Source organism: Streptomyces sp. NPDC030245, assembly GCF_055572995.1.
The window spans coordinates 1-11,523 of sequence record NZ_JBVICF010000012.1 but is presented as its reverse complement, the minus strand read 5'-3'; the positions used below and the strand labels follow the sequence as shown (position 1 = coordinate 11,523).

Sequence of the window (11,523 nt, the reverse complement as noted above, 5' to 3'; positions counted from 1 at the left end):
CCTGCGGGTAGAGCGGGGCTGCAGGCGGTCACTCGTCCCCAGACCGCCCCGTCGAATGCAGGCTATGTCTTTGTGAACGCGTGCACAAAGATGGTGTCCGATTTGCCCGGCCAACGTGACCGGGGTCACGCGCCCCCGGCGCGCGATCGTGGAACCGGCGCGCAGGCAGCGCCGTTGTTCATTTGAAGGGGGCAAAACCGCACACTCTCCTCACGATCATCGCCCCCGAGACCAAAACCGCCCCAAAGCGTAATCGACTTCGCGGGAACTTTGGACTGGTCGGTCAGTAGGTGCCGCCCCTTTCCGGCCTACGCGGCGAGCTCCCGCCGCAGCCGGCCCTCGTCCACCCGCCAGAAGGTGTGCTGCTCCCCGTCCACGAGCACCACCGGGATCTGCTCCCAGTAGGCCCGGTACAGCTCCTCGTCCTGCGTGATGTCCTTCGTCTCCCAGGGCGTGCCGAGCTCCCCGCAGACCTTCTCGATCACCGCCTGTGCGTCATCGCACAGATGGCACCCCGGCTTCCCGATCAGGGTGACCAACCGCTCCCGCGGCTCTTTCTTCTCCGTACGACCCTTCTCCGTACGACTCTTCTCCGTACCGCTCTTCTCCGTACGACCGCCACTGCGACGAAAAATCGGGCTCATGCCCGCCATTCTCGCCCGCCCGACGCGCAGAGTTCACAGGCCCGAATCCTCCCGACTCCGGAAGTACCGAACAGACTGGCTATGCTCACGGCATGGCCGCTCTCGGATGGCTCACCCCCCGTAGGCGCTCCGCCACGGCGCGGAGCGTGTTGGCAGGCGAGGCCTCGGCCGAGGCAGCGCGCAAGTCCTCGCAGGAGCTGGAGGAACTCGACGCCCTCGCCGCGCGGACCACGCCCGACGAGAGGCCGAAGGAGCCGGAGTTCCCCGTCGTCGGTGACGTCAAGGCCGCCGCCTTCTTCGACCTCGACAACACCGTGATGCAGGGCGCCGCGATCTTCCACTTCGGCCGCGGCCTCTACAAGCGGAAGTTCTTCGAACGCCAGGAGCTGGTCAGGTTCGCCTGGCAGCAGGCGTGGTTCCGGCTCGCCGGCGTCGAGGACCCCGAGCACATGCAGGACGCCCGCGACAGCGCCCTCTCCATCGTCAAGGGCCACCGCGTCGCCGAGCTGATGTCCATCGGCGAGGAGATCTACGACGAGTACATGGCCGAGCGGATCTGGCCGGGCACCCGCGCCCTCGCCCAGGCCCACCTCGACGCGGGCCAGAAGGTCTGGCTGGTCACCGCCGCTCCGGTGGAGATCGCCACGGTCATCGCCCGCCGCCTCGGCCTGACCGGCGCCCTCGGCACCGTCGCCGAGTCCGTCGGCGGCGTCTACACCGGCAAGCTCGTCGGCGAACCCCTGCACGGCCCCGCGAAGGCCGAGGCGGTCCGCGCCCTGGCCGCCGCCGAGGGCCTCGACCTGGGCCGCTGCGCCGCGTACAGCGACTCGCACAACGACATCCCGATGCTCTCGCTCGTCGGACATCCGTACGCGATCAATCCCGACGCCAAACTGCGCAAGCACGCCCGCGCCCGTGACTGGCGGCTGCGGGACTACCGCACCGGCCGCAAGGCCGCGAAGGTCGGCATCCCGGCCGCCGCGGGCGTCGGCGCGCTCGCGGGCGGCGCGGCCGCGGCCGTGGCGCTGCACCGCCGCCGCCACTGAGCGTCGCCACCGCCGAGCCCCGCCGCCGCCGAGCATCCGTCGGTCCTACCCCGCCCCGACTTCCGGCAGTCACGCCGGTAGCACTCGGCCACAACACGCCTCAGGCCGACACGGAATGTGAACTGATTCGATCAACAAGTGCTCACTCTCCGGCACTTGAACGGGCGTCAATCGGTTACAGAAGCGACGTAATCGATGATTTGAGCAACTGGGTGTAGTGCTGCCTGTACGAAGCGTTATTCTCCTCAGACGCATAAGGGACCCCACACGTCGCTACGACGGGTGAACGGTCCCGCACTGCACGTGATGGAAGCTCTGCCTCTGGGAGTCCCGTGTACCCACACGTCGGGGTTGACACCTCGGGCCTGGCTACGCTGCGCGCAACGGTCATCGACCGCTTGCGCGGCTTCGTCCCCACCGCGTACGCCGTCCCCGCCGTCCCCGCCCTCGCCGTCCCCGCACCCGCCGGGCCGTGCTATGCCCTGGCGAACGGCGGTGCGGCAGTCAGCAGACGGGGCCGCTCCGCCGCTGCCGCCACCTCGGCCCCCACCCCCCGCCGTCCCGCCGCGGACAGCGACAGCGCCCGCATGATGGAACTCGTCGAGCGCGCCCAAGCCGGCGAGTCCGACGCGTTCGGCCGCCTCTACGACCAGTACAGCGACACGGTCTACCGCTACATCTACTACCGCGTCGGCGGCAAGGCGACCGCCGAGGACCTCACCAGTGAGACCTTTCTGCGCGCCCTCCGCCGCATCGGCACCTTCACCTGGCAGGGCCGCGACTTCGGCGCCTGGCTGGTCACGATCGCCCGCAATCTCGTCGCCGACCACTTCAAATCGAGCCGTTTCCGCCTCGAAGTGACCACCGGCGAAATGCTCGACGCCAACGAAGTCGAGCGCAGCCCCGAGGACTCCGTCCTGGAGTCCCTTTCGAACGCCGCCCTCCTCGAAGCCGTCCGCCGCCTCAACCCCCAGCAGCAGGAGTGCGTGACCCTGCGCTTCCTCCAGGGCCTCTCCGTCGCCGAGACCGCGCGGGTCATGGGCAAGAACGAAGGCGCGATCAAGACCCTCCAGTACCGCGCGGTACGCACGCTCGCCCGTCTGCTGCCCGACGACGCCCGCTAGCCGCCCCTCGTGCCCAACTCTCCCTCCGTGGCGGCCAGATGGTCGCCACGGAATTGTCGCGGTCCGATCATCCGCCGTCCGTAACCCAAGTGCCGCGACGCTCGTTGTGCGGGATGCAGGCTCCCTGTGGTCGCTACCTGGCTGGCTCCGCTCACTCGAAAGTGTGGAAACGGTCAGGACATGCAACCCTCAGGACCCCCTGGGGAGTCGACCGTCATGACGAGAGGAGGTGCCGCCAGTGATCGCGAACGTATCGGCCCACCGGCGGGCGAACGCCTTCGCCCAGGCCCTGGAGGAGCGTTCCGACCAGGGCCCGGCAGCCGAGCAGCCCGAGGACTCCGCGCCCACGTCCGCGCCCGCGGCCGCACCCGTGGAGTCCACCGAAACCACCGCGGCGCGCACCGAGCCGACCGAGCAGGGCCGTCTACTGGCCCTGGCGGACGGTCTCGACGCACTGCCCAAACCCGCCCTCGACCCCGAGGTCAAGGTCGTCCAGCGCGCCCAGCTCGTGGCCGCGATGGAAGCCATGCTCCTGGAGGGCGGCGCTCCGTCGGTGCCGCAGCAGCGGTCCCGCAAGAGTGCCCACCGAGCGGGCGCCCTTCAGAAACTGCGTCCGCGCTCCCGCCTGTCCAAGGGCATCGCGGCCGGCGGGCTCACCGTCGGCGTCGCCGCGGGCGCGTTCGGCGGTGTCGCCGCCGCCAGCTCCGACGCCCTCCCCGGCGACTCGCTGTACGGCCTCAAGCGCGGCATGGAGGACTTCAAGCGCGGCCTGGCCGACGACGACAGCGACCGCGGCCGGATCTATCTCGACCAGGCCTCCACCCGGCTGAGCGAGGCCCGCAGACTCATGGAGCGGGGCCGCTCAGGCACCCTCGACCACGAGTCGCTCGGCGAGATCAGACGTGCCCTCTCCGGCATGCGGCACGACGCCACGGAAGGCCACCGCCTCCTCCTCGAGGCGTACGAGCGCGACGGCTCCCTCGGCCCCATCCAGGCGCTGTCCGCGTTCTCCCGGTCGCACCGCGAGGCCTGGACCGACCTCCAGGGCCGCCTCCCCGTCCAGCTGGGCGACGTGGGCGAGCAGGTGAACTCCGTCTTCGACGCCATAGACGAAGAGGTCGAGCCGCTGCGGTCCCTGCTGCCCAGCCCGCAGGAGAAGGGCGGCACGAAGGGGGGCCGGACCTCCCAGAGCCCCAGCGGCTCCGACAGCTCCGACCGCCGCACCACCCGCCCCTCGGGCAGCGGCAGCTCGCACGGCGGCGGGGCGGGCAGCGACAGCAGGCCCAGGCCCTCCACGTCGGACCGCGAGGACGACGGCATCCTCGGCGGCACCACCGGCGGCCTCCTCGACCCGCCGGACGACAAGAAGACGAGCCCGTCCCCCTCGGACGGCAAGAGCAAGCCCGGCCAGCACACCATCCCACCCAAACCGGACGTCACACTCCCCCCGCTCCTCCCCGGCCTCCAGCTCCCGGAGCTGGGCATCAAGGGCGAGGACACGAAGTAGCCCCACCCTGTACGTGACTGGGGGCGCCCTCCTTATCGAGGGCGCCCCCAGTCGCGTATCCACGTATCCACCCCTAAAAGAACACCGACCGCCGCTGCACCAGCAACTTGTACAGCGAATGCTGGATCTGCTCCCGGACCTGGTCCGTCAGGTTGAACATCAGCATCGGATCCTCCGCCGCCTCCGGCGGATACCCGTCCGTCGCGATCGGCTCCCCGAACTGAATCGTCCACTTCGTCGGCAACGGCACCGCCCCCAACGGCCCCAACCACGGAAACGTCGGCGTGATCGGGAAGTAAGGGATGCCGAGCACCCGCGCCAACGTCTTCGCGTTGCCGATCATGGGGTAGATCTCCTCCGCCCCGACGATCGAGCACGGCACGATCGGCGAGCCCGTCCGCAGCGCCGTCGACACGAAGCCGCCGCGGCCGAACCGCTGTAGCTTGTACCGCTCGCTGAACGGCTTCCCGATGCCCTTGAAGCCCTCCGGCATCACCCCGACCAGCTCGCCCCGCTCAAGCAGCCGCTCCGCGTCCTCCGCGCAGGCCAGCGTGTGCCCGGCCTTGCGGGCCAGTTCGTTGATGACCGGCAGCATGAAGACGAGGTCGGCGGCGAGGAGCCGCAGATGCCGGCCGTGCGGGTGGTTGTCGTGCACCGCGACCTGCATCATCAGGCCGTCCAGCGGCAGCGTCCCGGAGTGGTTGGCGACGATCAGCGCCCCGCCGTCGGCGGGGATGTTCTCGACGCCCTTCACCTCCACCCGGAAGTACTTCTCGTAGAACGGGCGGAGCAGCGACATCAGGACCTGGTCGGTGAGCTCCTCGTCGTAACCGAAGTCGTCGACCTCGTACTCCCCCGTCAGCCGCCGCCGCAGGAAGGCCAGGCCGCCCGCGACGCGCCGGTCCCACCCGCCACCGCTCCGGGGCCCCTGAGCGCGCCTCTGCCCCCGCTCGGAAGGCTCAGGGGGCGCCACCCCCGGGCCCCCGCCCTGCTGGGGCACGCCCTCCTGCGTCCCGTCCTGCTGGCCGGGCAGCGCCTTGACCCCGGCCACGGGATCACCCTTGCGCCGGGGCGCGGACCTCCGGCGCGAGGTGCGCTGCGCACTCCCCCGCGACCGGTCGTCGTCGAACGGAATGACCTTGGCGTCCGCCATGGTTGACGCTCTCCTCAGTTGGCGCTCTGGTGGCCACCCGCGAGGGGCAGCGCGGCGATCCGGTCGACTGCCCCCGCGAGGGCACCCGGTGGCAGCAGCCCGGGGCCCCGGCTGCGCACGAAGTCCGCGAAGGCCTCCGCGGTCGTGTACTTCGGCTCGAACCCCAGTGTCTCGCGCATCTGCCGGGTGGCCACGACCCTGCCGTGGGTGAGCAGCCTGATCTGCTCGGGCGAGAAGTCCGTCATGCCGACCGTGCGCAGCGCCGAACCGACCCAGGTGACGGCCGGCAGGAAGAGGGGCACGGTGGGGCGGCCGAGCCGCCGCGAGCACTGGGACAGGAGCAGCTGGCCGTCGCCGGCGATGTTGAAGGTGCCGCTGTTGAGCGTGCCGCGCCGCGGCTCGTGCGAGGCGAGCCGCAGCACCTCGACCGCGTCGTCCTCGTGGACGAACTGAAGCCGCGGGTCGTACCCGAACACGGTGGGCAGGACGGGCAGCGAGAAGTACTCGGCGAGCGGTGAGTCCGCGGCGGGCCCCAGGATGTTCGCGAAGCGCAGCACGCACACGGCGACGTCGGGACGGCGCCGCGCGAACCCGCGCACATAGCCCTCGACCTCGACGATGTCCTTGGCGAAGCCTCCGCTGGGCAGCGACTTGGGCGGCGTGGTCTCCGTGAAGACCGCGGGATCCCTGGGCGCGGACCCGTACACGCTCGTGCTCGACTTCACCACGAGCCGCTTCACCGTCGGCGACTTCTGGCAGGCGCCGAGCAGCTGCATCGTGCCGATGACGTTGGTCTCCTTGACCGAGCCGCGGCCGCCCCTGCCGTCGCGGCCACCGAGCGCGGTGGCGCTGACGTCCATGTGGACGACCGTGTCCACCCCGTGCTCCGCGAGCACCCTGGCGATCGTGGGCTGCCGGATGTCGGCCCGGACGAAGTCCGCGCCCCCGAGATGGTGCTCGGGCGGGACGACGTCGACGGCGATCACCCGGTCCACTTCGGGATCGCGCTGGATCCGCCGGACGAACCGCCCGCCCAGTTGCCGGGCCACTCCGGTCACGAGCACGACCTTGCCCAAGATCAGCGCCTGCCTTTCCCCGACCCTCGCCCCACCACGGCCGCCGCACCGTGCCGGCTGTCGCTGACCACGCTAGCGGGTGGACGTCGCGCTGTGACGACCGCGCACCCGGAGACGGCCGAAAACACCGAAGCCCTCCCGTCGGATGACGGGAGGGCTTCGGTACACGCTGTGCAGCTGTCGCTTACTTCTTGTTGCGACGCTGAACGCGAGTGCGCTTCAGCAGCTTGCGGTGCTTCTTCTTGGCCATCCGCTTACGCCGCTTCTTGATAACAGAGCCCACGACTACCCTCGCTCACTTCTCTTCACTCGGTGCGGGGCAGCAGACTGGGCCCACACGACCTACGTCGGCCTAGCCTACCTGTCCCCGCGTGAGGGACGTAATCGAGGAGCCATGACCCCTGCGCCACGGGCCCGAAGGCCCCTGGCTCAACCAGCCTCAACCCCCACATACGACTCGCGGAGGTACTCGTGAACCGCCTGCTCCGGGACCCGGAAGGACCTTCCGACCCGGATGGCGGGCAGATGACCGCTGTGCACCAAGCGGTACACGGTCATCTTGGACACTCGCATCACCGCGGCGACTTCCGCCACGGTCAGGAACGCGACCTCGTTCAGCGGCCTCTGCTCTGCAGCCATGACACCCCACCTGAACCTTCCGCACATGACGGGCACCGGCTTCCCCTTCCGGTGACTCTTCGTCTCTGCGCGCTCACTCCCCAGACTAGGGGCGGATGATGCGAGTGGGGAAGAGGAGCCGCGATCGGCCGCCTACTGTGACAGACACGCTCGATTGAGTACATAGCGAGTAAGCGGTCGGTAGTAATCAGACCGCACAGCGTCATCAAGCGGAACGACGACGGACACCTGCCCCTCGGCCTCTCCGACGAACAGCGCGGGATCGTCCGTATCCGCCAGACCGATCGCCTCAAACCCCAGCTGACCTGCTCCGCAGACCCATCCGTGGTCCCCGATGACCAACTCTGGAAGCGGTCCGCCGGCCTCCGCGGCACCGTCCAGAGCGGCCCGAATCGGGAGGGGTGAGTGGGTGTGTGCGCCGGTCTCACTCCCGGCGGGCCGCGCGCCGGGTTCGCGCACCAGCGCGACTCCTTGTACGTAGTCAAGGTTGTACGTGCGTAGGCCGAACCGGGTCGTTATGTCGACACTGCTGCCCTGCGCGGGGGTGAGGACAGTGCATCCGGCCGCCGACAAAGCGTCCGCCAACGCGGCGTAGAAACCGAGCAGTCGGTGCGGGTGACCGGTCCCGAGAAGCACCGGGAGCCGCCGCCGCGCCGCCACCGCGAGCCGTTCCGCGAAGGCGTCGAGCGCCGCCAACGTCCGTTCCGGATCGATGACATCGGCCCCCGTGGTGCACCCCGGGTCGGCGGACACCCCGCACTTGTCGGACATCAGGCGCAGCAGGTCGCCTGCGCCCCAGCTCCATTCGGGGTCGAGCCCCAGCAGTATCCGCGGGTCCCGGGCCGCGAACAGCCGATAACTCCGCAGGCTTCGCTCCCGCGAGGTGGCCACCGGCCCGGCCAGCCGGGCCGCCAACAGATGCGCGCGCAGCGCTCCGGTGCTCAACACGGTCCGATGCTGACGCACCGGCCCCCATGGTGCCGCAAAACCCCGGAAAGCCCCCACAGTTGGGCTAACGCGGGCATAATCCGGCGTGCTCGTCGTGCATTCTCTCCGCCGACAGCCCGCTACGCCAGTAGTCCCCGCAACGGGAACACTGCCTTCCGTGCGGCGAGCACGGCCTGGTCGAGCCGGTCGGCCGGGTCGTACCCCGACTCCCAGCCCTTCCACTCCACCGGCCACCGGCCGTCCGTCATCCGCCCCGGCGCCAACTGCCGGGTCCGCGCGAACACTTCGTGCCGCCACGCCTCGGGGGTCTCCGTCGTGGGCTCGACGGGCCGCCCCGCCGCGATGGCCACGAGATGGGTCCAGGACCGCGGCACCACGTCCACCACCGCGTACCCCCCGCCCCCGAGAGCGACCCACCGCCCGTCTGCGTGCTCGTGGGCCAGGTCGTGGCAGGCGGCCTGCACGGCCCGCTGCGCGTCCAGCGAGACCGCGAGGTGCGCCAGGGGGTCCTCGAAGTGCGTGTCGGCCCCGTGCTGCGTCACGAGGACCTGGGGCCGGAACTCGGCGAGCAGTTCGGGCACCACGGCGTGGAAGGCCCGCAGCCATCCGGCGTCACCGGTCCCGGCCGGCAGCGCGATGTTCGCCGCGGTGCCTTCCGCGGAGCCGTCCGCGCCGGTCTCCTCGGGCCACCCGGTCTGCGGGAAGAGCGTCCGCGGATGCTCGTGCAGCGAGATCGTCAGAACCCGCGGGTCCTCCCAGAAGGCGGCCTGGACCCCGTCGCCGTGATGCACGTCCACGTCCACGTACGCGACGCGTTCGGCGCCCAGTTCGAGCAGCCGGGCGATGGCCAGCGCCGCGTCGTTGTAGATGCAGAACCCGGAGGCGGCCCCGGGCATCGCGTGGTGCAGCCCGCCCGCGAAGTTCACCGCGTGCAGCGCGTCCCCGCGCCACACCGCTTCGGCCGCGCCCACGGATTGCCCGGCGATCAGCGCCGACACGTCGTGCATCCCGGCGAAGGCCGGGTCGTCCTCCGTGCCGAGCCCGTACTCCCCGCGGGCGGACGCGGGGTCGGCGGAAGCGGCCTTGACCGCGTCCACGTAGTCCCCGCGGTGCACGAGCCGCAGCGTCGAGTCACCGGCGCGCTTGGCCGCGACGACGTCCAGCTCCTGGTCGAGTCCGAAGGCGTCGACCAGACTTCGGGTCAGCCCGAGCCTGACCGGGTCCATCGGGTGACCCGGGCCGAAGTCATAGCCCGTTACTGCCTCGTCCCACATCAGCTGCGCGCGGCCACTCATGCCCGTCACCGTACCGGTCCGGTCCCGGGGCGAAGGAACGGGCGTACAGCAAGGTCAGGAGCGTCAACACCAGAGGAACGACCATCGCCCCGCGATAGTTCCAGAGATCCCCGAGCCCGCCCACCAACGGCGAACCGATCAAAAACCCCACATAGTTGAAGACATTCAGTCGCGCCACGGCCGCGTCCGAAGCCCCCGGGAACAATCTCCCCGCCGCGGCGAACGTCTGCGGAACGATCACGCACAACCCCAGCCCGAGCACGGTGAACCCGGCGATGCCCACCCACGCCCCGGGCGCCGCGGCCACGACCGCGAACCCCAGCGCGGCCACCACCGACCCGCCCCGCACCACCGCCACGGCCCCGAACCGCCGCACCCCCAGGTCCCCGAGCCCGCGCCCCACCAGCGTCATGACCATGTAGACGTTGTACGGAACGGTCGAGACCTCCTCCGAGCTCCCCAGCACGTCGTGCAGATACTTGGCGCTCCAGTTGGAGACCGTCGAGTCCCCGATGTACGCGAAGGTCATCACCAGGCAGAGCGGAAGCAGCACCTTGAAGGCGACGCCACCGCCCGTGCGCGCCCCGTCCCCGTCCCGCACCTCCGCCGACCCCAACCCCGACCCCGACCCCGACCCCGTCACCGGCGTCGCATCGACGTACCACCGGCTCCCGACCAGCGCGGCCGGCAGCAGCACCGCCACGGCCGGCAGGTAGGAGACGAAGAGCGAGAGGTCCCAGTGCGCCCCGGCCCAGGCGAGCGACGCCCCGACGATCCCGCCCAGGCTGTACGCGGCGTGGAACCCGAGCATGATGCTGCGCCCGTACGCCCGCTGGAGACTCACCCCGAGCATGTTCATGGCCGCGTCGAGCGCCCCCACCGCAAGCCCGAACGCCCCGAGCGCCACGGCGACGTGCCACATCGCGTCGCCCGCGCCCACCCCGAGCAGCGCCAGCAGCACGGCGGGCTGCGACCACCGCAACACAGTGCTCGGCGGAACCTTCCTCACCAGCCGTTCGGTGCCGAGGCTCCCGATTCCGGCCAGGATCGGCACCGCCGCGAGGAAGACGGGCAGCAGCCCGTCGGATATCCCGTAGCGATCCTGGATCGCCGGGATCCGCGTCACGAGCAGGGCGAACGTGACTCCCTGCACCAGGAAGGCGAACGCCAGCGAGGCCCTGCCGCGCCGCAGCACTTCGGTCATGGCTGGAGAGCGTAGGGCCCCGGTCTACCAGTGGGTAGATGGATCACCCGCCCAATATCGGCAGCTCGTCATGCAAGCAGGTCCGGCAACTCCCGCATGTCCCCGAAGAGTTCGGTGGCCCCCGCAAGCCGCTCGGCCGGCGTCATGGCAGTGAACCCGAGGACGTCCATCCCGGCGGCGACCGCGGCCTGCACCCCGAGCGGGCTGTCCTCGACGACGACACACTTCTCGGGCGTCACGCCCATACGCTCGGCGGCGTAAAGAAAGAGATCGGGCGCCGGCTTCCCCCGCTCCACGTCCTGCGAGCTGAAGATCCGTCCTTCGTCGAACCACTTGTCGAGCCCGGCCTTCCGGTGCCCGACTCGAATCCGCTCATGACTCCCGGACGAGGCCAGACAGTAGGCCGCCCCGTCTGCGCTCAGCTTCTCCAGCACATCCACGGCACCCTGCACGGGCTGCAACTCCCGCTCGAAAGCGGCGAAGACCCGCCCGTGAAAAACGTCGTCGAAGTCCTCGGGAAGCCGCTGCCCGCTCCGTTCGAGGATCAGATCGTGTACGCGGTGGACGGCGGCGCCCATGTAGTCGCGCAGGGAGTCCTCGTAGGAGGTGGGGTGCCCGAGCTCGGTCAGATAGCCGGCGAGGATCGTGTTGGAGAGGGGCTCACTGTCCACGAGGACACCGTCGTTGTCGAAGATGACCAGTTCGTATCGCATGTCCCGACCCTAATTCGCAGCAACCCCAGAACGCAGAAAACCCCCGCACCAAAAGGTGCGGGGGTTTCCCATCAAAAGAAGTTCGGCGGCGTCCTACTCTCCCACAGGGTCCCCCCTGCAGTACCATCGGCGCTATGAGGCTTAGCTTCCGGGTTCGGAATGTAACCGGGCGTT

General features: G+C 70.1%; 12 protein-coding genes and 1 rRNA gene. 3 read left to right on the top strand and 10 right to left on the bottom strand.

The genetic code is table 11. The annotated features are described in order from the left end of the window. Positions 1 to 308: 308 nt before the first annotated feature. Entirely contained in the window at positions 309 to 653 is a 345-nt protein-coding gene (locus ACZ4Z4_RS28880) for a glutaredoxin family protein (protein ID WP_468333554.1), read from the bottom strand. Positions 654 to 736: 83 nt separating this feature from the next. Between ACZ4Z4_RS28880 and ACZ4Z4_RS28875 the strand changes: the two genes are divergently transcribed. The 3 genes from ACZ4Z4_RS28875 (at position 737) to ACZ4Z4_RS28865 (ending at position 4,321) form a co-directional block, all read left to right on the top strand. Then, positions 737 to 1,690: an HAD family hydrolase gene (locus ACZ4Z4_RS28875; protein ID WP_468333551.1), complete on the top strand. Its 954-nt coding sequence runs from the start codon at positions 737 to 739 to the stop codon at positions 1,688 to 1,690. 332 nt (positions 1,691 to 2,022) lie between these two features. Beyond that, positions 2,023 to 2,814: an ECF subfamily RNA polymerase sigma factor, BldN family gene (locus ACZ4Z4_RS28870; protein ID WP_468333548.1), complete on the top strand. Its 792-nt coding sequence runs from the start codon at positions 2,023 to 2,025 to the stop codon at positions 2,812 to 2,814. Positions 2,815 to 3,052: 238 nt separating this feature from the next. Continuing rightward, complete coding sequence (locus tag ACZ4Z4_RS28865) at positions 3,053 to 4,321, top strand: DUF5667 domain-containing protein (protein ID WP_468333545.1); 1,269 nt, start codon at positions 3,053 to 3,055, stop codon at positions 4,319 to 4,321. A 73-nt stretch (positions 4,322 to 4,394) separates the two neighbouring features. Here the strand turns inward: ACZ4Z4_RS28865 and ACZ4Z4_RS28860 are convergent, their stop codons facing one another. From ACZ4Z4_RS28860 to rrf, 9 genes are all read right to left on the bottom strand, one after another. Further along, the gene (locus ACZ4Z4_RS28860; RefSeq protein ID WP_468333542.1) at positions 4,395 to 5,474 is read right to left on the bottom strand and encodes a lysophospholipid acyltransferase family protein; all 1,080 of its coding nucleotides are present in this window, start codon (positions 5,472 to 5,474) and stop codon (positions 4,395 to 4,397) included. 14 nt (positions 5,475 to 5,488) lie between these two features. After that, a complete protein-coding gene (locus tag ACZ4Z4_RS28855; RefSeq protein ID WP_468333539.1) occupies positions 5,489 to 6,550 on the bottom strand; it encodes an NAD-dependent epimerase/dehydratase family protein in 1,062 nt (353 codons plus the stop codon). A gap of 184 nt (positions 6,551 to 6,734) precedes the next feature. Further along, positions 6,735 to 6,833 (bottom strand): 30S ribosomal protein bS22, encoded by a 99-nt coding sequence (locus ACZ4Z4_RS28850; RefSeq protein ID WP_003948845.1) that lies wholly within the window; start codon positions 6,831 to 6,833, stop codon positions 6,735 to 6,737. A 146-nt stretch (positions 6,834 to 6,979) separates the two neighbouring features. Then, positions 6,980 to 7,189, bottom strand: a complete 210-nt coding sequence (locus tag ACZ4Z4_RS28845; protein ID WP_362996452.1) for a helix-turn-helix domain-containing protein — start codon at positions 7,187 to 7,189, stop codon at positions 6,980 to 6,982. A 132-nt stretch (positions 7,190 to 7,321) separates the two neighbouring features. Beyond that, complete coding sequence (locus ACZ4Z4_RS28840; protein ID WP_468333537.1) at positions 7,322 to 8,137, bottom strand: phosphatase; 816 nt, start codon at positions 8,135 to 8,137, stop codon at positions 7,322 to 7,324. Positions 8,138 to 8,256: 119 nt separating this feature from the next. After that, positions 8,257 to 9,432 (bottom strand): acetoin utilization protein AcuC, encoded by a 1,176-nt coding sequence (locus ACZ4Z4_RS28835; RefSeq protein ID WP_468333534.1) that lies wholly within the window; start codon positions 9,430 to 9,432, stop codon positions 8,257 to 8,259. Then, positions 9,383 to 10,636 (bottom strand): MFS transporter, encoded by a 1,254-nt coding sequence (locus ACZ4Z4_RS28830; RefSeq protein ID WP_468333531.1) that lies wholly within the window; start codon positions 10,634 to 10,636, stop codon positions 9,383 to 9,385. The genes ACZ4Z4_RS28835 and ACZ4Z4_RS28830 overlap by 50 nt, the downstream gene beginning before the upstream one ends. Before the next feature lie 68 nt (positions 10,637 to 10,704). Continuing rightward, positions 10,705 to 11,349, bottom strand: coding sequence for an HAD family hydrolase (locus ACZ4Z4_RS28825; RefSeq protein ID WP_468333528.1), 645 nt, complete (start codon positions 11,347 to 11,349; stop codon positions 10,705 to 10,707). An 80-nt stretch (positions 11,350 to 11,429) separates the two neighbouring features. Then, positions 11,430 to 11,523: ribosomal RNA gene (gene rrf, locus ACZ4Z4_RS28820) — 5S ribosomal RNA — on the bottom strand; the annotation flags it as partial.

Bases quoted from the DNA above. Each gene is read 5' to 3' on its own strand.
- ACZ4Z4_RS28860 (WP_468333542.1), bottom strand. From the start codon at position 5,474: ATGGCGGACGCCAAGGTCATTCCGTTCGACGACGACCGGTCGCGGGGG.
- ACZ4Z4_RS28825 (WP_468333528.1), bottom strand. From the start codon at position 11,349: ATGCGATACGAACTGGTCATCTTCGACAACGACGGTGTCCTCGTGGAC.
- ACZ4Z4_RS28835 (WP_468333534.1), bottom strand. From the start codon at position 9,432: ATGAGTGGCCGCGCGCAGCTGATGTGGGACGAGGCAGTAACGGGCTAT.
- ACZ4Z4_RS28880 (WP_468333554.1), bottom strand. From the start codon at position 653: ATGGCGGGCATGAGCCCGATTTTTCGTCGCAGTGGCGGTCGTACGGAG.
- ACZ4Z4_RS28830 (WP_468333531.1), bottom strand. From the start codon at position 10,636: ATGACCGAAGTGCTGCGGCGCGGCAGGGCCTCGCTGGCGTTCGCCTTC.
- ACZ4Z4_RS28845 (WP_362996452.1), bottom strand. From the start codon at position 7,189: ATGGCTGCAGAGCAGAGGCCGCTGAACGAGGTCGCGTTCCTGACCGTG.
- ACZ4Z4_RS28875 (WP_468333551.1), top strand. From the start codon at position 737: ATGGCCGCTCTCGGATGGCTCACCCCCCGTAGGCGCTCCGCCACGGCG.